Annotated in this window: 20 protein-coding genes; 7 read left to right on the top strand and 13 right to left on the bottom strand. The window is 65.9% G+C overall.

The features are described from left to right. Positions 1-130 precede the first annotated feature (130 nt). From AC5JLE_RS14105 to AC5JLE_RS14090, 4 genes are all read right to left on the bottom strand, one after another. On the bottom strand, positions 131-907 hold the full coding sequence (locus AC5JLE_RS14105; protein WP_005409726.1) for an ABC transporter permease: 777 nt from the start codon (positions 905-907) through the stop codon (positions 131-133). Next, the gene (locus AC5JLE_RS14100) at positions 891-1,724 is read right to left on the bottom strand and encodes an ABC transporter ATP-binding protein (protein ID WP_496065392.1); all 834 of its coding nucleotides are present in this window, start codon (positions 1,722-1,724) and stop codon (positions 891-893) included. Before AC5JLE_RS14100 ends, AC5JLE_RS14105 begins: the two co-directional genes overlap by 17 nt. A gap of 13 nt (positions 1,725-1,737) precedes the next feature. Then, positions 1,738-2,796 carry an ABC transporter substrate-binding protein gene (locus AC5JLE_RS14095; RefSeq protein WP_041864185.1) on the bottom strand — a complete coding sequence of 353 codons (1,059 nt, stop codon included), beginning with the start codon at positions 2,794-2,796 and terminating at the stop codon, positions 1,738-1,740. 75 nt (positions 2,797-2,871) lie between these two features. Further along, positions 2,872-3,987, bottom strand: a complete 1,116-nt coding sequence (locus AC5JLE_RS14090; protein WP_241884046.1) for a 4-oxalomesaconate tautomerase — start codon at positions 3,985-3,987, stop codon at positions 2,872-2,874. A gap of 109 nt (positions 3,988-4,096) precedes the next feature. Between AC5JLE_RS14090 and AC5JLE_RS14085 the strand changes: the two genes are divergently transcribed. Beyond that, positions 4,097-4,999: a LysR family transcriptional regulator gene (locus tag AC5JLE_RS14085; protein WP_010485668.1), complete on the top strand. Its 903-nt coding sequence runs from the start codon at positions 4,097-4,099 to the stop codon at positions 4,997-4,999. A gap of 13 nt (positions 5,000-5,012) precedes the next feature. On the opposite strand, the gene AC5JLE_RS14080 is transcribed toward AC5JLE_RS14085, so the two are convergent. The 3 genes from AC5JLE_RS14080 to AC5JLE_RS14070 all read right to left on the bottom strand — a co-directional run bounded on the left by AC5JLE_RS14080 (position 5,013) and on the right by AC5JLE_RS14070 (position 6,774). Continuing rightward, positions 5,013-5,579 (bottom strand): hypothetical protein, encoded by a 567-nt coding sequence (locus tag AC5JLE_RS14080; RefSeq protein WP_032958916.1) that lies wholly within the window; start codon positions 5,577-5,579, stop codon positions 5,013-5,015. Between the two features lie 10 nt (positions 5,580-5,589). After that, on the bottom strand, positions 5,590-6,117 hold the full coding sequence (locus tag AC5JLE_RS14075; RefSeq protein ID WP_181452947.1) for a hypothetical protein: 528 nt from the start codon (positions 6,115-6,117) through the stop codon (positions 5,590-5,592). A 129-nt stretch (positions 6,118-6,246) separates the two neighbouring features. Further along, the gene (locus tag AC5JLE_RS14070; protein WP_075076936.1) at positions 6,247-6,774 is read right to left on the bottom strand and encodes a DUF6622 family protein; all 528 of its coding nucleotides are present in this window, start codon (positions 6,772-6,774) and stop codon (positions 6,247-6,249) included. Positions 6,775-7,008: 234 nt separating this feature from the next. Between AC5JLE_RS14070 and AC5JLE_RS14065 the strand changes: the two genes are divergently transcribed. Further along, the gene (locus AC5JLE_RS14065; protein WP_241883893.1) at positions 7,009-8,160 is read left to right on the top strand and encodes a serine hydrolase domain-containing protein; all 1,152 of its coding nucleotides are present in this window, start codon (positions 7,009-7,011) and stop codon (positions 8,158-8,160) included. Between the two features lie 6 nt (positions 8,161-8,166). On the opposite strand, the gene AC5JLE_RS14060 is transcribed toward AC5JLE_RS14065, so the two are convergent. Together AC5JLE_RS14060 and AC5JLE_RS14055 are read right to left on the bottom strand one after the other, a co-directional pair. After that, on the bottom strand, positions 8,167-9,039 hold the full coding sequence (locus AC5JLE_RS14060; protein WP_241883894.1) for a methylenetetrahydrofolate reductase: 873 nt from the start codon (positions 9,037-9,039) through the stop codon (positions 8,167-8,169). Continuing rightward, positions 9,039-9,953: a LysR family transcriptional regulator gene (locus AC5JLE_RS14055; RefSeq protein ID WP_241883895.1), complete on the bottom strand. Its 915-nt coding sequence runs from the start codon at positions 9,951-9,953 to the stop codon at positions 9,039-9,041. The genes AC5JLE_RS14060 and AC5JLE_RS14055 overlap by 1 nt, the downstream gene beginning before the upstream one ends. 176 nt (positions 9,954-10,129) lie before the next feature. On the opposite strand from AC5JLE_RS14055, the gene msuE reads away from it, so the two are divergent. Genes msuE through AC5JLE_RS14040 form a run of 3 tightly spaced genes read left to right on the top strand, consistent with a single transcriptional unit; the run spans position 10,130 to position 12,821 of the window. Then, on the top strand, positions 10,130-10,714 hold the full coding sequence (gene msuE / locus AC5JLE_RS14050) for an FMN reductase (RefSeq protein ID WP_241883896.1): 585 nt from the start codon (positions 10,130-10,132) through the stop codon (positions 10,712-10,714). Positions 10,715-10,770: 56 nt separating this feature from the next. Beyond that, the gene (locus AC5JLE_RS14045; protein ID WP_049406286.1) at positions 10,771-11,748 is read left to right on the top strand and encodes a DUF1852 domain-containing protein; all 978 of its coding nucleotides are present in this window, start codon (positions 10,771-10,773) and stop codon (positions 11,746-11,748) included. A 38-nt stretch (positions 11,749-11,786) separates the two neighbouring features. Beyond that, positions 11,787-12,821 carry a methionine synthase gene (locus AC5JLE_RS14040; protein ID WP_014647229.1) on the top strand — a complete coding sequence of 345 codons (1,035 nt, stop codon included), beginning with the start codon at positions 11,787-11,789 and terminating at the stop codon, positions 12,819-12,821. Here the strand turns inward: AC5JLE_RS14040 and AC5JLE_RS14035 are convergent. From AC5JLE_RS14035 to AC5JLE_RS14025, 3 genes are all read right to left on the bottom strand, one after another. Then, complete coding sequence (locus AC5JLE_RS14035; protein WP_241883897.1) at positions 12,778-13,413, bottom strand: hypothetical protein; 636 nt, start codon at positions 13,411-13,413, stop codon at positions 12,778-12,780. The genes AC5JLE_RS14040 and AC5JLE_RS14035 overlap by 44 nt on opposite strands. A gap of 65 nt (positions 13,414-13,478) precedes the next feature. Further along, on the bottom strand, positions 13,479-14,294 hold the full coding sequence (locus tag AC5JLE_RS14030) for a trypsin-like serine protease (RefSeq protein WP_241883898.1): 816 nt from the start codon (positions 14,292-14,294) through the stop codon (positions 13,479-13,481). Between the two features lie 135 nt (positions 14,295-14,429). Then, positions 14,430-14,741, bottom strand: a complete 312-nt coding sequence (locus AC5JLE_RS14025; protein ID WP_005416627.1) for an excalibur calcium-binding domain-containing protein — start codon at positions 14,739-14,741, stop codon at positions 14,430-14,432. Positions 14,742-15,268: 527 nt separating this feature from the next. Here AC5JLE_RS14025 and AC5JLE_RS14020 point away from each other — a divergent pair. Both AC5JLE_RS14020 and AC5JLE_RS14015 read left to right on the top strand, forming a co-directional pair. Then, entirely contained in the window at positions 15,269-16,270 is a 1,002-nt protein-coding gene (locus AC5JLE_RS14020; protein ID WP_241883899.1) for an NUDIX domain-containing protein, read from the top strand. Between the two features lie 51 nt (positions 16,271-16,321). Further along, positions 16,322-18,169 carry a hypothetical protein gene (locus AC5JLE_RS14015; RefSeq protein ID WP_241883900.1) on the top strand — a complete coding sequence of 616 codons (1,848 nt, stop codon included), beginning with the start codon at positions 16,322-16,324 and terminating at the stop codon, positions 18,167-18,169. Between the two features lie 45 nt (positions 18,170-18,214). Here the strand turns inward: AC5JLE_RS14015 and AC5JLE_RS14010 are convergent, their stop codons facing one another. After that, on the bottom strand, positions 18,215-19,669 hold the full coding sequence (locus AC5JLE_RS14010) for a S41 family peptidase (RefSeq protein WP_197561848.1): 1,455 nt from the start codon (positions 19,667-19,669) through the stop codon (positions 18,215-18,217). Positions 19,670-19,701 lie beyond the last annotated feature (32 nt).

Raw genomic sequence — 19,701 nt, 5'->3', positions numbered from 1 at the left:
GCTCTCTCCGGCCAGCCGGCCCCCTGGCCTGGCGCTGGCCCGTTGCGGTGGTGCGGGGGAAGATCGGGGAAGGAAGCGCGCGCCGCCGGATCGGCCCGGCGGCGCGGCAGGCGGGCTCAGCCCGTCCGGGTCAGCTGGTGGCCTGTGCCTGGGCGTTGGGACGCCAGGTGATCAGCTTGTTCTCGACCACGTCCAGCAGCGCGTCGATGACCAGCACGAAGGCGGCCAGGATGATGATGCCGGCGAACACACCCACAGCGTTGAAGTTGCCTTCTGCCTGCGCGATCAGGTAGCCCAGGCCCGCCGAGGCGCCGAGGTATTCGCCGATGATCGCACCGACCACGGCAAAACCGACCGAAGTACGCAGCGAAGACAGGATCCAGCTCGCCGCTGCGGGGAAGTAGACATGGCGCAGCAGGTCACTGCGGCTCGCCCCCAGGATGCGGGCATTGGCCAGCACCACCGGATTCACCTCGCGCACGCCCTGCATGGCATTGAAGAACGTGGTGAAGAACACCAGCGTGACCGCCAGCGCCACCTTCGACCACAGCCCCAGGCCCAGCCACAGCACGAAAATCGGCGCCAGCACCACGCGCGGAATCGCGTTGAAGCCCTTGATGAAGGGATCGAGGATGCGTGCCGAGCGGCGGCTCAGGCCGAGCCAGACGCCGCCGGCCACACCCAGGCCGGTGCCGATGATGTAGCCCAGCGCGGTTTCGGTCAGCGTGATGTAGACATGCTGATAGAACGACGTATCGGACAGCCAGGTCCAGGCCTGCTGCACGATCGCCGTTGGCGAGGGGAAGAAGAACGGATCGATCACGCCCAGCGCGATGCCGCCTTCCCAGCCACCGAACACGGCGACCACCAGCGCGAGCTGGATGAACTTGTCAGTCTTGGCGTGCATAGCTCTTCTCCACTTCGCCGCGCAGGCAGGCCCAGATGTCGCGGTACAGGTCGGTGAAACGGTCATCCAGCTTGATTTCGGCCACGTTCCTCGGCCGTTCCAGATCCACATCGAAACTGCGCACCACGCGGCTGGCCGGGCCGGAGGACAGCACCACCACGCGGTCGCCCAGGGCGATCGCTTCTTCCAGATCGTGGGTGATCAGGATCACCGAGCGCCGGTCTTCCTGCCACAACCGCAGCAGCTCGTTCTGCATGAGGTGGCGGGTATGGATGTCCAGCGCCGAGAACGGCTCATCCATCAGGATCACCTTCGGCTCGACGATCAACGCCTGGGCCATCTGCACGCGCTTGCGCTGGCCACCGGACAGCTGGTGCGGGTAGCGATGCTCGAAGCCGGCCAGGCCGACCTTGGCCAGCCACGCGTTGGCCTTGGCCTTGCGTTCGGCCTCGGGCACACCGCGGAAGCGCAGGCCGAGTTCAACATTCTGGTACGCGGTCTTCCACGGCAGCAGCGCGTCCTGCTGGAACAGGTAGCCGACCGACTGCTGCACGCCGCTGACGGCACGGCCATCGATGCTGACCTGGCCCGACGACGGCTTCAGCAGGCCCGCCACGGAATTGAGGATGGTGCTCTTGCCGCAGCCGGTGGGTCCGACGATGGCAAGGAACTCGCCGTCACCCACCTGGATGTCGACATCGCGTACGGCGGTGAATTCGCCGAAGGACATGGTCACCTTGTTGATGGCGACCATGGTCTGTGCAGGCTCCAGCTGCGGCGCGCCGTTGAACTGGCGCACGGTGGCATTGAGGGCCATGGTTTACCTCCGCTTACGGTTGGGCAGCCGGCGCCGCAGCGTTGGCACGCTCGACGAAGGCATTGGTATAGGTCCGGGACAGATCGATATCGGCCTTGGCGACATCCGTGTTGAACTCACGCAGCACCTTCAGCGGTGTTTCCAGATCGGCAGGCGTGAAGTGACCGTCCCGGGTGAAGATCGCGCGCGCGTTCTCCACCGCGCGGGCATAGGTGGCGCGGTCACCGGAGACGTAGCTGTCCGGCAGCGCGGCCACGATGTCTTCAGCACTGTTGTCGGCGATGAACTTCAAGGCCATCTGCTCGGCGCGGGCGATCTTCTCGGCCGCTTCGGGTCGCGTGTCCAGGAAGCTCTGGTTGGCGTACATCACCGAGGTCGGGTACAGGCCGCCATAGACCTGGCGGGCGCCGTCATCGCTGCGCGCGTCGAGGATGATCCTGCCGACCTTGCGCTCGGTGATCAGGGTGGCGGCAGGATCATAGTTGACCAGCAGGTCGATCTTGCCCTGCTCCAGCGCGGCCACCGCTGCGGCGCCCGAGCCGACGCCGATCAACGAGATGCTGTCGGCCGGAATATCGTGCTGGGCGAGGAAGTGACGGACGAAGAAGTCGGACGAGGAGCCCGGCGCGGTGATCCCGACCTTCTGGCCCTTGATGGTCTCCGGGCGCGCCGGATCGAAGGTGGCATCCTCGCGGCCGGCCATCACCAGGCCGGAGTTGCGCGAGAGCAGTACGAAGGCCACCACGTCCTTGCCCTTGGCCTGCATCTGGATGGTGTGGTCGTAGAAGCCGACGGCCACGTCGGTGGAATTGGCCACCAGCGCCTGCAATACCTTGGAGCCGCCCTGGGCGAAGTTCTCGGTCTTCACCTGCAGGCCGACGTCCTTGAAGTACCCCTTGGCGTCGGCGATGAAGAACGGCAGGTTGTTGAGGTTGTAGGAGCCGACGCTGATGCGTACCGGTGCATTGTCGCCACCGCCGGCGGATGCGCCTTCGCTGCGCCCGCTGTTGCTGCATCCGGCCGCGGCCAGACCGGCCGCGCACAGCGCGGCCAAGAAGAACTGCTTGTACATCATCCCTCCCAGGAGTGAAGCATCTACGTTGTAATGGCGGGCATGCGCGTCTATGCAGGCCCGTCCGGGTTCAGATCATGCCGCTGACGTCCATTGGCGGGCTTGGGTGGCAGTGGCCGTGGCGGGCGAAGTCGCGTACACGCGCCCCTCGAACAAGCGGCGTGCGGTGCGGACCACGCTGGCAATCACCGGCGAATCGCCCGAGCTGCGACTGAGGCCCACCTCCAGGGCCCCACTCGGATGTTCGAGGGTAATGCTGCCGGGAACGGACCGGCATCCGACCAAAGTGTGGGCCAGCGTGCCCGGCGTGACGGCGGCGGTGGCCAGGCCGACCGCACCGGTAATGGCCAGTGCGGTGTGGCATTGGTGCGGCATGAAATAGCGCACCTGCAGATCGCCGCCCTGTTGCGGCGCCGACAGCAGCACCGGCTTGGGAATGACCTTGTTGCCGGCGTCGGCGATGCCCATGCGGGCGCCCGCTTCGATGCGCAGCGCTTCCAGCCGGCGCATGAACGCCGCGTCCGCGTTCAGTTCGGCGGGCGAGGCATCACCGCGCACGCCCAGGTCTTCGGCACGCACCAGCATCATCGGCATGGCGCAGTCCACCAGGCTGGCCGGCACGCCATTGATGGTTTCCTGCGCATGCCCGCTGGGCAGCAGCTTGCCGGTGCGGGCGCCTGCCGCATCAAGGAAGGAGAGCCTGACCGGCGCGGCTGCGCCCGGCGCGCCGGCAATGCGCGTATCACCGCGGTAGGCCACATTGCCGCCCGGCGTTTCCACCGTGGCGATGATCAGCTTGCCGGTGTTGACGTTGTGGATGCGCACCTCGGTCTGCGGATCCTGCGCCTGCACCAGCCCACGCTCGATGGCATACGGGCCCACGGCCGCCAGCATGTTGCCGCAGTTGGGCGAGGTATCCACCACCTGCTGCTCCACCCGGACCTGGGCGAACAGGTAGTCCACGTCGGCGTCCGCCCGGCTCGAGCGGTCGATGATCGCCACCTTGCTGGTCAGTGCGTTGCCACCGCCGATGCCGTCGATCTGCAACGGATGGCCCGAGCCCATCACTTCCAGCAGCAGGCGATCCCGTTCGGCGGTGTCCGCCGGCAGGTCGCTGGCCAGGAAGAACGGGCCCTTGGAGGTGCCGCCGCGCATGAGCACGCAGGGAATGCTGAGCAGATCGTTGGACATACGTGTGCTAGATTGATGCGTATAGGGGATGAATGACCCCTCTGTGATTCGATACTGGCATGACCCTAATTGATCTGTGAATTGCTGATTTTTGGATGATTGATACCCAATGAGCATCAATTGCGAAATCCTGGATCTACGCGCGTTCCTGCTGGTATCGGAGACACGCAGCTTCCATCGCGCCGCTGAAATCCTGCACGTCTCCCAGCCGGCGCTCAGCCGACGGATACAGAAGCTGGAGCAGGCCGTGGGTTCGCCGCTGCTGGAGCGCACCACGCGCAGCGTCAGTACCACCGCTGTCGGCGAGAACCTGCTGCCACTGGTGCGCCGCATGCTGGAGGAATTCGATGGCTCGCTGTTCTCGCTGCGCGGCCGCGAAGACACCCGCGGCGCCACCGTGACCATCGCGTGCCTGCCGACGGCGGCGTTCTACTTCCTGCCCAGCGTGATGGCGCGTTTCCACGAAGCACACCCGAACGTGCGCTTCCGCATTCTGGATATCCCGGCCACGGAGGGTCTGCAGGCAGTGGAACGTGGTGAAGTCGAGTTCGGCATCAACTTCATGGGCGCCAACGATCCGAATCTCGACTTCGACGTGCTGGCCGAGGACCCCTTCGTCCTCGCCTGCCGGCGCGATCATCCGCTGGCCCGCAAGCGCAAAGTGGAATGGGCTGATCTGGCCGAGCACCAGCTGATCACCGTGCATCGCACCAGCGGTAACCGCACGCTGCTGGACGGCGCGCTGGCGCGCGAGAACCTCAAGTTGAGCTGGCACTACGAGGTGACGCACCTGTCGACGTCACTGGGCATGGTCGAGGCCGGCATCGGCGTGTCGGTGCTACCGAAGATGGCCACGCCGGACGGGGATCACCCCACCCTGGTGACGCGCGCGATCGGCAACCCGGTGGTGTCGCGCACGATCGGCATCGTCCGCCGACGGGGTGCCCTGCTCTCGCCCACCGCAGAGCGATTCCTTCAGATGCTGATGAGCCAGTGGCGTGGGGAGGCGTGAGCAACCGCACGGTTCACGCGCTTGTGCTGTCCTGACTCCAGGCGAATGTGCTGCTGCCACCCATCAATCGGGCCGTCTGCATCGACCATTCCTGCAGAAGCTGCCGCGCGCCTGATTCGCCACCTCGCCCGATTGCCTCCAGCATCCTGTCCAGTCTTCCGCGGATCGCGCTGGACACCGGCAGTGCGAGCAGATTCTTCAGTGCAGCGTCTGCGGCCGGGAAATCGCCCAGGCGAATGGTGGACAGGTACTTCACCCATTGGCAGTAGTCGCCCTCGAAACCGGCCTCTTCAACATACATCAGAAGGTCCGCAGCTGTTCTCACCCCTTCGAGCATTGCGAGGTGAGCCTCGTGCGTGCCGCGGAAAAAGTCCTTTGGATCTTCCGGGCAAGCGACCCTCTGGCCGAGAGACATATGCAGGTGTGGCAGGCCGTCATAGACCGGAAGTGCGAAGGTCCATACATAGATGGAGGACGGCGCTGGGTCCATGGCAAACCCGGAGATCACATCGCGCGTGTACGAAACAATCAGAAAGTTGCCAACCACCCGCAACCCAGCCTTCCTGGCGTTCCGTTTCATTGTCCACAGATCAATGGATCTCATGCGTGCGCCCGACGGTTGGCGACGGCACAGGACTTTCAATGTTCAACTGGATGCCCTGCACCATTCGCCTTCCGTCGCGCAGGACAACAAGGGCTCGATCCAGATCGCGCCTTGCAATGGAAATCGATCTCAGACCAAGCGATTGAGCGACCTCGCACTGCGAAAAGAAGATGTCATAGGTCTCCATCAACTCGGCATGAAACAGCTGATTGGGGGCGTTGTCGATCACCCTGGAGAGGTCCGTCATGAAATTCCATGCATCCACGACCTCCCCGGGGTCGACCTCCCGCCCTGAATCTACAGACGAGATCAGCCAGTCGAGGTCAATGACGGACTCTCCTTCCCAGTCCAGGACTCGGCCGCGCGCGGCAACCTGACCCTCCAGCCCTTCCTTGCTGCTATCGCATACAGGCCTTCCATTGCTGGACATCACCCGATCATGGTCACCTGATACCCAGGCAAACCAGATGATCCGCATTCCCCCTGCAACGCCGACCGGATATATCGCTTCCACTATCGATTCCTGCTCAGATGGTTCCATCCATCCCGGGCTCTCACGGGAGGTGCAGCCGCTCCGATGGTAACGCCAAACTCGATTGCCGATGACCTGCGGAGCCTCCAGCGACCGGCACTACCAGGTCAATCAACCTGCGGTTTCCAGTCCCTTCCCCGCCGCGTCCATCCGCAGCGAGGCCAGGTAGCGACAGTACTTGCCCACGAAGACGCCAGTGAACCCGCCGGTCAGCAGCAGGTAGGCGGCGCTGAAGCCGGCACTGGCGGTCAGCGTCGGCGACACCGCAAATGCGACCTCGAAGCCGTACTTCACCAGGAAGGTGACCAGCAGCAGCGGCAGCAGGCTGAAGTCCGCGCTGCGCCAGAGCTTGCCGGTGCTGCGGTCCAGCGTCAGCTTCAATCGACTCAACAGCAGCCAGGCAAGCGCGGCCCCCGTGGCGATGCCGGCCAGCCACTCGCTCCAGGCGATCAGCGACGCGCCGAAACGATGGCTGATCGACCACGCACCCCAGACGGCAAACAGGCCGGGCACGATCGCCAGCTTCTGCAGCGAGGTCTGGGCCGGCTTCATGGCGGCAATGCCACGGGTGACCAGGAAGGCCAGGAGCAGCCAGACCCAGATCGGCGTCTGCGAGGCGAGTTGCTGGAGCATGTTCATGAGCGGTCCCCCTGGTGAGTGGTGGCTGAGTGGTGGCGAGGTGTCCTCGCCTTGGCGCTCACTATTCGCTTCCGCCCGGGTTGCAGCCAGTGACAGCTGTCAGCCATCGCGGATGACCCGCCGGCATGCTGCGCGTCCCCGGCAGCTGTCGGGGTGGATTCACCCGGTTCACCCTGAGCGGGCCGGCCCTCGGTCCGCGCTACCATCACCACGACGCCGCTGCGAGCCACGTGCATGTACCACGACCCTGTTCGACGCCGCCTGTGTGCGGCGCTGCTGGCTACCGGCTGCGGCCTGTCAGCACCATCGGCGCTGGCGAGCCGGGCGACGTTGGCGGGATGCGGTTCGCTGACCGCATTGCTGCAGGCCGAACGGCAGCCTGGCATGGCGGCCGTTCTGGTCGATCACGGGCGCATTGCCGCGCTGTCCACGACCGGGCGGCTCAATGACACCCGGCCTGCACCGATTGATCGCCATACCGTGTTCGAACTGGGGTCGATCACCAAGCTGTTCACGGCCCTGCTGATATTCCGGCTCCAGCAGCGGCATCTGCTCGACGTCACCGCGCCCATCGGCGAGTACGTGGAAGGGTTGCCTTCCGTATGGGCATCCACTTCGCTGCTGCAGCTGCTGAGCCATACCTCAGGCATTCCCAACTATCTGAATGAAGACAACTTCCTGCGGTTGATGCCGACGAATCCAGCCCCCCGTGAATTGCTCGCAGAGGTGGCCGAGCGGCCGCTGGCGTTTGCGCCCGGTGCGCGGCACGCCTATTCCAATACGAACTACATCCTGCTCGGCCTGGCCATCGAGCATGCAACCGGCATGGACTACTGGCGGGTTCTGCAGGAGGAGATACTGTCGCCGCTGGGCATGCGCGATGCGGGACCGCGTCGTGCCGACGATCGGCGCCGTGTTGCCCAGGGGCATCTGTTCCAGCATGGCCACTGGCGCGCACCGCCACCCACTGCTCCGGGCTCGGCATGGGCCGCTGGCGGCCTGCTCGCCAGCATCGACGACATGGCGCGCTTTGCTGTGGCGCTGGACCAGCATCGACTGTTGCCCGAGTCGGCCCTGAAGCGGATGTGGTGCGACACACTCCTCGCCAATGGCAGCAAGGCGGGCTGGGGGGCCGGCTGGGAAGTTTCCGATGGCGGAAAGGTAGTCGGCCATGGCGGCGGGACCGCAGGCTTTACCGGGTATCTCCGGCACCGTCCCACCGATCGAAGAACGCTCGTCGTGCTGATCAATCGCGCCGGAGATATCAACCCGCAGGGCATTGCAGAGCGCCTCGACCTGGGCATGCGTGGCTGCAATGGGAGGCTTTCCAGGCCGGCGCCTTCGCTGGATCAACCCGGCACCCGGACAACGCGATCCGTGCCATGACGCAGATCATCGGCGCTGGCTGATGGAAATGTGGCGCCGGTACTGCGCCACCCACTCCAGCGACGGCGCAATACCGCCGAACGGGAAGAAATGCGGGCTGACCTGGCCATGGGCGCGGGTCAGCCCCTTCACCAGGCAATCGACGAACACCTCCGGCCCTGCCGTGCCGAGCAGCCGGCCGATCGAGATGCCATACCGGGCCAGCATCGATGCACTGGCGCCCACGCCGCACATCGCGGCGTAGCGCAGCAGGCGAGAGACGCTGGCCGGGCCCGGCACGCCGACCAGCACCAGGACGCTGATGCCACGCGCGCGCAGTGCCTCCAGCCAGGCCAGCACGGCATCGGCATCGAAGGCGAACTGGGTGACGATCAAGGGGGCCATGCCGCGCGCTTCGATGCTCTGGCATTTACGCTCAAGCGCCTGCCAGCGTTCGTCACTGCTCATTACCGGATGCCCTTCCGGGTGTCCGCCGATACCAACGACCTTGATCCCGGAGTGCTCCAGAAGACCGGTCTGGATGATCGAAGCACTGTCGGCAAACGGCCCAGCGGGCGTGGCCAGGTCGCCCGCGATCAGCAGGCAACGCGCGACCCCGGCGTCGCCGGCCGCACGCTCCAGGAAGCGCGCAAGCGATGCGGCTGACCGGATGCGGCGGGCAGAGAGATGCGGCATCGGCTCGAATCCGAGCGCGCGCACGGTGCGCACGGCGGCCAGGCGGGCGTCGTCATCCTCGCTGGCCAGCCAGGGAATGGAGATGACCGTACCGCGCGGGATCCGATCCGCCTCGGCGCGCAGCGCAGGCATGGCCTTCGCGCTGACTTCCAGTGAAAAGGCGTTGATGAAGGCTTCCGCGTGCGCTGAGGTACCGGCCGGCATCAGCGCGCCTCGCGTGCATTGCCGGCAAGCGGCGAGCTGTTGCGGGCCAGTTCGATGAAGGCCAGCAGGTAGTCGATACCGGTATCGGCCACGCGCGCACCCAGGTAGATCTGCTTGGGGATGCCCTTGGCGCCCAGCCGTACGGGCACCACGTCCATGCGCGTGGCGTACTCCTCCACCAGCCAGCGCGGCATGGCAGCCACGCCGCGGCCGCTGGCCACCATCTGCATCATGATGTCGGTGGTTTCGATGGCCTTGTGGCGCCGCGGGGTGATGCCGGCCGGCAGCAGGAACTGGTTGTAGATGTCCAGGCGCTCGAACGGCACCGGGTAGCTGATCAGCACTTCCTGGCCGAGCTGGCGCGGCTTTACGTGGTCCACCTTGGCCAGGGCGTGGTTGCTGGCCACTACCAGCACCTGCTCGTAATCGAACACGGGGATGAACTTCAGGCCTGGCTTCAGCAGTGGATCGGGCGTGACCAGCAGGTCGATCTCGTAACCGAACAATGCGCCGATGCCACCGAACTGGAACTTCTGCTTGACGTCCACATCCACGTCCGGCCACGCCGCCAGGTAGGGAGAGACGATCTTCAGCAGCCACTGGTAGCACGGATGGCATTCCATGCCGATGCGCAGCGCGCCGCGCTCGCCCTGCGCGAACTGGCCCAACCGCTCCTCGGCCAGGTCCAGCTGCGGCAGTACCCGGTTGGCGACCGCCAGCAGGTACTGCCCGGCCTGGGTCAGGCGCAGGCTGCGGCCCTCGCGCAGCCAGACATCGGTGCCCAGCTGCTGCTCCAGCTTTTTCATGCTGTGGCTGAGCGCCGACTGGGTCAGGTTGAGCACGCCGGCGGCCGCGGTGAGCGAGCCCTGCTGTTCGACCTGCTGCACGATGCTGAGGTGGATCCGTTCCAACATGAAGATGAATCTCATTCATGGATTGGTGAAGTAATACCATTTTACGTCATGGAAGGGCATGGCTAGGATCGGGTCATGCCTTCGGTTGCCTGCCAGCCTGCTGACCCAGCCGGCCTGCAGGGCTGCGCACCTGCAGATGCCCGAAGGCGCTCCCCTCCCCCGCTGATAGCGAACAGATGACCCGCTCCCTCCGTATCGTCGCCGTTTCCGGCGGACTGCAACGCCCCTCCCGGGCCGCCGCCCTGGCCGAGCATCTGCTGGACCTGATCGGCGAAGACATCCACAGCGAACAGCAGCTGATCGAACTCGGTGAGCTGGCACCGCAGCTGGCCGGTGCGCTGTGGCGCTCGCAGCTGCCCGAGGCCGTGGAGCGGCAGCTGGTTGCGGTTGAACAGGCCGACGTCCTGGTGGTGGCCACGCCGGTCTACCGCGGCTCCTATACCGGCCTGTTCAAGCACTTCTTCGACTTCATCGACCAGGATGCGCTGGTCGACACCCCGATCCTGCTGGCCGCCACCGGCGGCAGCGAGCGCCATGCCCTCGTGATCGACCACCAGCTGCGCCCGCTCTTCAGCTTCTTCCAGGCCCGCACCCTGCCCCTGGGCGTCTACGCCACCGACCGCGATTTCGCCGAGGGCCGCGTGAACAACGACGCACTGATCCAGCGTGCGCGACTGGCCGTGCAGCGGGCGATGCCCCTGCTGGCGCTGTCCCATCGCGCCGCGCCTCCCGCTACCGCAGAGGCCACCGCAACGCTTTGAATGCCAGACGCCGCCGACCTGCATCTGGATGTCACCCCGCAACCCGGAACGCCGCCATGACGACCGATACCTTCACCTTCAGCATCACGCGCATCCCCTTCAACGAGGATTACCAGCCGGCCGAGGGCACGCGCATCACCACCAACTTCGCCAACCTGGCCCGTGGCGCGTCGCGGCGGGAGAACCTGCGCAACACGATCAGCATGATCAACAACCGCTTCAACGACCTGGCACATTGGGACAACCCGAATGCGGACCGCTATGCGGTCGAGCTGGACATCATCTCCGTGGAGATGCACATCGACGGCGCCGACGGCAGCGATCCGTTCCCGTTGATCGAAGTGCTGCGGCCGACCATCGTCGATACGCAGACCGGCGTGCGCAGCGAGGGCATCGTTGGCAACAACTTCTCGTCCTACGTGCGCGACTACGACTTCAGCGTCGTGCTGCCGGCCAGCAACGAGGGCAAGGACACCTTCGGCATTCCGGAGGGCTTTGGCGACCTGCACGGCAAGCTGTTCCAGCACTTCCTGCGCTCGGACGCCTACCGCGCCAACTTCAGCAAGGGGCCGGTGATCTGCATCAGTGTTTCCAGCAGCAGGACCTACCACCGCACCGAGAACCATCACCCGATCCTGGGCGTGGAATACCGCCAGGGTGAGTTCTCCCCCACCGACCAGTACTTCGACAAGATGGGCCTGCAGGTGCGCTATTTCATGCCACCGGGCAGCGTCGCGCCGCTGGCGTTCTACTTCCAGGGCGACCTGCTGGGCGATTACTCGAACCTGGAACTGATCGGCACCATCAGCACCATGGAAGCCTTCCAGAAGATCTACCGCCCGGAGATCTACAACGCCAATTCCGTGGCCGGCAAGGTCTACCAGCCCAGCCTGAAGCACCAGGACTACTCCTCCACCCGCATCGTCTACGACCGCGAAGAGCGCAGCCAGCTGGCGGTCAAGCAGGGCAGGTTCACCGAAGAGCACTTCATCAAGCCGTACCGTGCCGTGCTTGAGCAGTGGGCCGCCCGCTGATCCATCGATTTACCAACCGCCCCAGGACACACGACACAATGCCGACGAAGACGCTGCTCCCCACCTCCACCGCAGGCAGCCTGCCCAAACCCTCCTGGCTGGCAGAGCCCGAAACACTCTGGTCACCCTGGAAGCTGCAGGACGAAGCCCTGCTTGAAGGCAAGCAGGACGCCCTTCGCCTGTCCCTGCAGGAACAGCAGCACGCCGGCATTGATATCGTCAGCGACGGCGAGCAGACCCGGCAGCATTTCGTCACCACCTTCATCGAGCATCTCAGCGGCGTCGACTTCGAGAAGCGCGAAACCGTGCGCATCCGCAACCGCTACGACGCCAGCGTGCCGACCGTGGTTGGCGCGGTGAGCCGCCCGAAGCCGGTGTTCGTGGAGGATGCGAAGTTCCTGCGCCGCCAGACCACGCAGCCGATCAAGTGGGCGCTGCCGGGCCCGATGACGATGATCGACACGCTGTACGACGCGCACTACAGGAGCCGCGAAAAGCTGGCCTGGGAGTTCGCGAAGATCCTCAATGAGGAAGCGAAGGAACTGGAGGCCGCCGGCGTTGACATCATCCAGTTCGATGAGCCGGCCTTCAATGTGTTCTTCGACGAGGTGAACGACTGGGGCGTGGCCGCCCTGGAGCGTGCGATCGAAGGGCTGAAGTGCGAGACGGCGGTGCACATCTGCTACGGCTACGGCATCAAGGCCAACACCGACTGGAAGCAGACGCTGGGTTCGGAATGGCGCCAGTACGAGGAGTCGTTCCCGAAGCTGCAGACCTCCAGCCTCGACATCATCTCGCTGGAATGCCACAACTCCCATGTGCCGATCGACCTGATCGAGCTGGTGCGCGGCAAGAAGGTGATGGTCGGTGCCATCGACGTGGCCTCCACCACGGTGGAAACCCCGGAGGACGTGGCCAACACCCTGCGCAGGGCGCTGCAGTTCGTGGACGCCGACAAGCTCTACCCGAGCACCAACTGTGGCATGGCGCCACTGGCGCGCGACGTGGCCAGGGGCAAGCTGCGCGCACTCAGCGCGGGGGCGAGGATCGTGCGCGAAGAACTCTCGGCATAACCCTGGCTGGGGAGGAATTGCCGTTCGAATGTCGGTTTGACGGAGCCTGGCCGGGTATCGACCAGGCTCCACCCCGCCCCTGCACTTCCGGTCGGGTCTTCATCGCGGGCTGTCGCGGCGCCAGTGCCTGCTTGATCCGTACCACCTCCCCCGCCCCGGCCTCGGCCAGGCGGCGGGCCTGCTGCCGTTGTTCCCGCGAAAGCGCGGGCAACGGCGCAGCGCCTGTTTCCGGCGCTACGTCCACCAGGCGTGCCACTGCCTCGCGCAGCCGCAGCTGTGGGCAGAGCCGCGCAGCACACCAGCGCTCGGCGTAGCGCCTGGCCTGCCGCACATTCGTGGCGGCCACCACCTTGGTCTGGGACATCCTGCGTGCATCCAGGTAGACCCGGAAGCCAAGTTCGGCATGCGGCACGATGTTGGCCACCGAGCGCCCGTTCCACCACAGGTCCCAGCGCTCGCCGCTCTGTACCCAGCCGGAGGGCCGGGTGACCGTCATGAACTCTGGAAGATCGAAGGGAGGACTCATGCCGGGAAGGATACGAGCGCCCGTCGCACCGGCTGAGATCCGAACCGTGCGCTTGTTCGAGACCATGAATCGTTAAGGCGCGCTTGCTTCCGCTACGCCTGCTCCGCACCGTCGGGCTACGGGAACAAGAACTAAAGTGACGCGTCACGCTCGATGATGCTTTCGATCCAGTCGATGTAGCGGGACACGCGCACGTTGTAGACCACCTGCCCATAGAAACCCGCTTCCAGCGCATGCTCGGGTACGGCGGTGATCCAGGAACCGAGGCCCACCAGCTGCCAGGCCCCATCTTTCTCGATCACCAGCGGGCCGCCGCTGTCGCCGTTGCCGAGCACGCCTTCAAGGGGAAGGCCCTGCGGAGGCGGATCAAACCGGTACCAGAGATAGCGCGTGTTGCCGCCGGTGATCGCGTTGCAGGCCCGCCGCAGCGTTGTACGATGCGGCCCGCCGGGCACCAGGCCAGTCGCACCATTGCCGGTGGCGCCTCTCCCTATCAGGGCGGCGACCTGCGTGACCTCGTCGGCGCCCCGGTAGAGTGCGACCGGCGGCACATCGCCCACCGGTGCGGCAAGTCTGATCAATGCAATGTCATCCGATGCTGCCAGGAACGCGTGGATTTTCGACGCGCTCCCGGTTGCCATCGCTTCCTTGCCCAGCGCCTCGGGCATCTTCCGGTAGCCGGGGTGCAGGAAGACGCGCTCGACGCCGTAGCCGTTCCCATTGATGGTGATGGTGGCGCCCCTCCCTTCCATCGGCACGGCATGCGCGGCGGTCAGCACCCAGCGCGGCGCGATCAGGACGCCGTGCCCCTCGCCCGGCATGTCGGCCAGCGCGGGGAAGGCCGATGCATCGATCTGATACCGGGCGTCGTCCACATCATCACGGATGACCACGGCACCGGCAGTGAACGGGAGCGTGGCCAATGCCAGGAAAATCCAGCGGTTCATGGTTGCTTGCATCCCAGCAGTTCAATCCCAACAGCCTAGGGCATGGCCCTGCCATACGGGGAGATCGTGCGACCGATCCCCGGCGATGGCCGACGAATGCGGGGAAACGGGAGTTGAAGCCAGGCGGGCCATGCCCTACCTGCGGCCGCGATAGGGTTCGCAGCCCACGCCATCATTGTCGCGATCGAGGTGCGGGCCATAGCCCGGATCACCACGCCGTACCGGCGCAGCCCCGGCGGCGCGGGCCTCCGCGCAGTTGGCAAACACCCGGGAACTGCGCGCGGGCGCGGGGGCGAAACTGCTGCGCGGAGTGTCGACGTATCGAGGGGCGGTTGGAGCGCCTCGATGGCAGTGATACTCACCCGTTTTCCGGTTGGTGTGGCACCCCTGCTTGTCGAGCCCGCCCGGATGCGCGAGCGCATTGGCGGACAGTGCCAGTGCGAGCATGCCGGATGCAGTCAATACGCTGGAAACGCGGCGTCGTGTGTCCATGCCTTCCCCCTGTCAGGCACTCCTCTGCCAAGGGGAAGGCTAGCATGGTGTCTCGACCGCCAGGCTTGACGCTGCAGCGGCTGCCACTCAACGCAGGTAGTGCTTCAGGAACAGCCAGGTGATCAGCGTCGGCAAGATCAACAAGAAGAAGCTGCGCGTGCTGCACGCCCCGGAGGCAGGCGCCGGCAGTCGCTGATCCCTGAGCGGCCACGGGCTCTGCGCCAATGCGGGGAAATCAATGCACCCGCGCTCCTGTTCCGTCGGTTCCGCCGCATACATCGTGGCTGGCGCCGATCCTCCCTCGCCCCTCGCTCCTACAGTGGATTCGCGGCGACGCACGGCCTGCACCCCCGATGGCAACGCCGCCGCCCCCACTTTTCGAGCCCACAGGAGCGAGACATGGCATGCCTTTCCCGGACTACCGCTGGCACAGCGGCAATGCGCCCAGCCCCCTCCACGCAGGTTGAACGGAGGGGTGCACCATGAACCAGGTCTACGTCGCAGTCTGGGATGGATCCCACTATCTGGTCGTCCGCAAACGGGTGCTCAATAGCTGGTGGGGCAGCAATTCCGTTGTCGTGCTTTCTGCCGAGGCGATGGCCGCTGTGCTGGCCATCCGCAACGCGTCCGGCGGTGGCACAGAGCAGGACTGGGATCTGGTGAAGAAGCTGCTTTCCGGCGCCTGGCGCGCCGCAGGGTCAGTCGCCTACCGCGGCGAACGCACGCTGCCCCGCACCATGGACGCACTGGACCGGGCGCTTGAAAGCGCCGAACGCACGCATCCGCAAACCGATGACATCGCCATGGAGACGCTGGCCGCTCTGCAGAGCCTGTTCCGCGAGGACGCAAGAACCCCTCCCACGTTCAGCGCTGCGCGTGCAACCTTGCGGGAGCTCTCCATCGCGTTGCCGCCGCCCACCCGGGGTGCGCCGAACTGGGCCGCTGCGTTGATACTGGCACAACGCCTGGTGGCGGAAGTCGGAGCGTGGTCGGATGCCCTGCCCCCGGCGCTGGTGAACCAGGCGGGGCAATGGGCCCTGCCCGGCGGCGGCCGCCTGAACAACGAACGCAAGGAGCGCGCCGCGCGCCGCGAGTTCGAGGAGGAGCTCGGCATCTGGCTTGGGCAGGGACGCGCCGCATGCGATCTGCGTGCCCGGCTGTTTCCGGATGGGGGAGGCAGCTTCTCCCTGGTTCGCTTCCGCACCACGGCCGAGGAGCTTCTGCGGATGGCGCAGGAGGCCGAGAACAACGTCCAGGCCAGTGCCAGCAGCCCTGCGCGCCCCCAGTCCTGCCTGGTGACCGACTGGGAGGTGGCGAGCATCGGACGGGTGCCGGTGACCGAACTGCGCAACATCCTGGGAGCAAGGGTGGAGGTTCCGGGCGCAGGAACACCGGAGGTTGACGAGGCCCTGGCCGGCGCCAGGCCCGGTAGCCAGGAGATCGACTGGTACCGGGAGATCGCCGCTCTGCTGTCACCCGCCTGAGCCTCCAGCGCGAACCCATGTGATCCCCTGCAACCCCAGCGAGGCCCCTCCATGAAAGAGAGCACGCCCGAGCGCGAGGCCCGGCGCCACATCAGCAAGCAGCTCACCGCGCAGATCAACAACGCGCAGGCGTATCCCGACGTCCGCTCGGTCGTGGTGAAGGCCCTGTCGGACATCAAGGACCAGCTGCGCAGCCTGTCCAGCAAGGTACGGCGCGACTACAGCCTGAAGCCCGACGAGCCGCTGATGTTCTTCTACGTCAAGGGCGGCAACGCACTGGACGCACTGCTTGAACGCCCGGCCCAGCCGCCACCGACGCTGTTCGATTTCGGCCGGTCCGACTGGGATACGCAGGTGGTGATCAATCCCTGGATTCCGATCCCGGCCCAGGACGCCCTGCACGGCGGCGTGGAGGACATCGTGATCGAGGTGATGCTCGGCGCCGGCCTCAACATCGCATTGGAGATCAGTGTCTTCCCACCCAACCAGAATCCGCTGGCCGGCCAAGTGGTGGATCTTGCACCGGTGGACATCCATGTGCCGCCCGGCCAGCAGTGTCTGGTGACCTGTGACACTCCGCAGGCGTTCCGGAAGGTCTACCAGCGTGACCGCGCGGGCCTGCATCTGTTCACCAGCGAACCGCTGAAGGGCATCGGCACCTCCACGGCCTTGGCCAGCCCGTCCGTGCTGCCACCGCCGCCGCCGCCACTGCCCGTGCAGCCGCCACCTACCCCTCCGCCGCCACCCGGCATCATCCTCAACGACGGCATCAAGCCGTTCGTGCTGTACCGCATGGGCTACACCTGGCACGCGCGATGGGTGAAGGATCCGAAGGCGCCTGTCGGCGACGACCCGGTGACGCCGCGGCCGATCCTGATGGAACTGATCGATGTGACCACGCCGCGCCGCGATACCGTGGAGGCCGTGACAGTGTGGTCGGACATCATCCGCAACCATCTGGTGATTGCCGAGGATGCCGGCGCGGAAGAGCGCTGGCGGCTGCCCCTGCCCAGCATGGAGTACCACCTGTGGGAAGGCCTGACCATGCTGTGCGAGATCGCCGCCTATCCCGGCTGGCCGGGTGCGGACAAGCTGGAGAAGCGTCGCCGCAATGTGCAGCGCATCCACGACTGGTACCGCGACCAGCAGGGCGACCTGGCGACGTTCGGCAGGGTGATCGATGGCATCTCGGCGGCGCCGGTGTTCGCCGATGACAGGGACTGCATGCAGCAGGTCGATGCCTGCATGCGTGAGGTCAAAATGCGCATGCAGGCGTCATCTTCGGGATTCGATCACGGCGCCCTGTCGGCCACCCACACGCATCGCCTGCGGCAGGGGCGGCAGTGGGTCGCGCAGCGGGTCGCAACGCTGCTGCAACGCCTGCAGACATCTGCCGCATCCTGTGGCTACAGCGACGATCTGGCGTTGATCGGGACGCTGGCGCAGAACCCCTACCTGGATGTCACCCAGGTGCCGATCTCCGACGTCGACTGCGCGATGATCATCCGCACCGACCCTGCAACGCTGCGCAGGGCGACGGCGGCCAACTGCTTGAATGCGCTTGCCCAGGATCTCGGCGCGCACATGACCATCGAGGATTCCCTGCACTCGACCGTACGTGCGACGGGTATCAGTTACGAGCGAACGCTGGTGATCTTCGATGCGCCGCGTTCGCCGTCGGCGCGCCTAGCCAAGGCGATCCTGACATTCACCACGGCTGGCCCGGTCGGTTGCCCGTTCCGGGACAGCCCCGACGGTTCCGGGCAGGCCATCGCACCGTTGCTGGACATGGACAACCAGCGCAAGGTAGCAGCCTCGATCGTCCAGGGTTTCGTGCAACGGGCGAATCTGTCCAGGCAGCACGAGATGATCCGGGTGCTGTTGCCACAGGGGGAATGATCCTCCATCAGCGCAGCGCGGGCGGCGGGTTCCGATCAGGTCCGATCAGTCCCTGCCCTCCAGGATCCATGCCTCCAGCGCCTGCGTGTCCCGCATGTCCCCCGCGTAGCGGCGATCCGGCACGTAGGGCTCGTTCGAACCGCGCCCGCGACCGCGGTAGACCTTCATGGGTACCGAAATCCGGCTCAGCCCACTGGGCAATGGCTGAGGCCTGATATCCATGTAGACACTGTCGGCGGACGTCTCGACCCCCACCTGCAGAGCGCCCAGCCGCTTCCATAGATCCAGTGCATCCAGGCAGGCTGAGCCGCAGGAGGCGTCCGCCACGATCACCACCCTGCCGCTGCGATCCGGAACGGCTGCAGCGGGCGGACGCATCGGCCCAACCGGCGCGTCCGCCGGTTCGCGCCACAGCGCCTCACCGTTCGCACCGGCACGGGCCATCCCTGCGGTGACCGTTTCCAGCATGTGCAGCAGTTCGGGCGACGCGTCGTGTGCTGCCTTCAGCTTCTGCAGGAAGCCGCGCAGCTGCGCGATGTTGGCCTCCGACGTCCGCCATTCCGCCCAACTCTCGTCACGCAATGCATCCACCGCTGCAGGCCCCCAGATCAAACGGGCCAGCGCGATGCTCCAGTGCGACGCACCTCCGGTATTGCCGCGCACGTCCAGCACCACCCGCGGTGCCTGCTGCAGTGCGTCGGCCACCGGGGTGAGTTGCTGCAAAAGCTCGGTCAGCTGCTGGGCATTGCGCGTGGCTGGATCGGCATTGAAGCTGCTGGTGGTGATCCAGTAGCCGCCACCGGCCAATGTGTGCCAGCCATTGGCTGGGCGGAAGCTGCGACGGGTATCGGCCAGTCGCGCTTCGCGTGTTGCCGTATCAATCGGAAGCCATTGCAGCGTGTAGGCGCTCTGGCGCCCATCCACCCAGAAGACGCAGCTGTGCAACGTCGGCACGAACGGGTTGCCCTGTTCAAGCAGCACCTCGCCGCCCGCGTGGATACGGCTCGCCTGCAGGTTCCAGCGCCCGTTGAAGTCGCCCACGCGCCACTCAGCCAGTGCCTGTGCATCGACGCCATCACAGGACAGCAATCGCGCGCCCATGGGCGGCCGACCGGGGCGTCCATCCACGACCATCACCACCTGCGCGTCACCTTCGAAGCCCGTCAGGAACCCGGACCATCGGGCCGGCAGCATGGGGGCGCCCGCCAATGGATTGAGACTCACGTGGCCATCGTTGAACGTGGCCGCATAGCCCTTCATCGCCCACCAGTAGCCGGCGAAACTGTCGACCTGGCGCGCGCGCGACCGTGCAAGTGACAGGGCGCCGTCCATCTGGGCGACGAAGCCGGGATTGTGCGGGTCAACCACCCCGGGATGGCTGTCGCGCAGGGCCGCGTCAGCAGCCTCCAGATCCATCAACAGCGTGCTCGGCCAATCTGTGGCAGAGCCTTGGGTGCCTGCTGCCAGTACCGCGCCGACCAGCAACGATGCGAGCGCCATCGATTCACCTCTCGACTGGATTGCGCTCCAGT

The organism is Stenotrophomonas sp., assembly GCF_059505245.1.
Note: the sequence above shows the minus strand (reverse complement) of the source record. Positions and strands in the feature narration are given on the sequence as shown.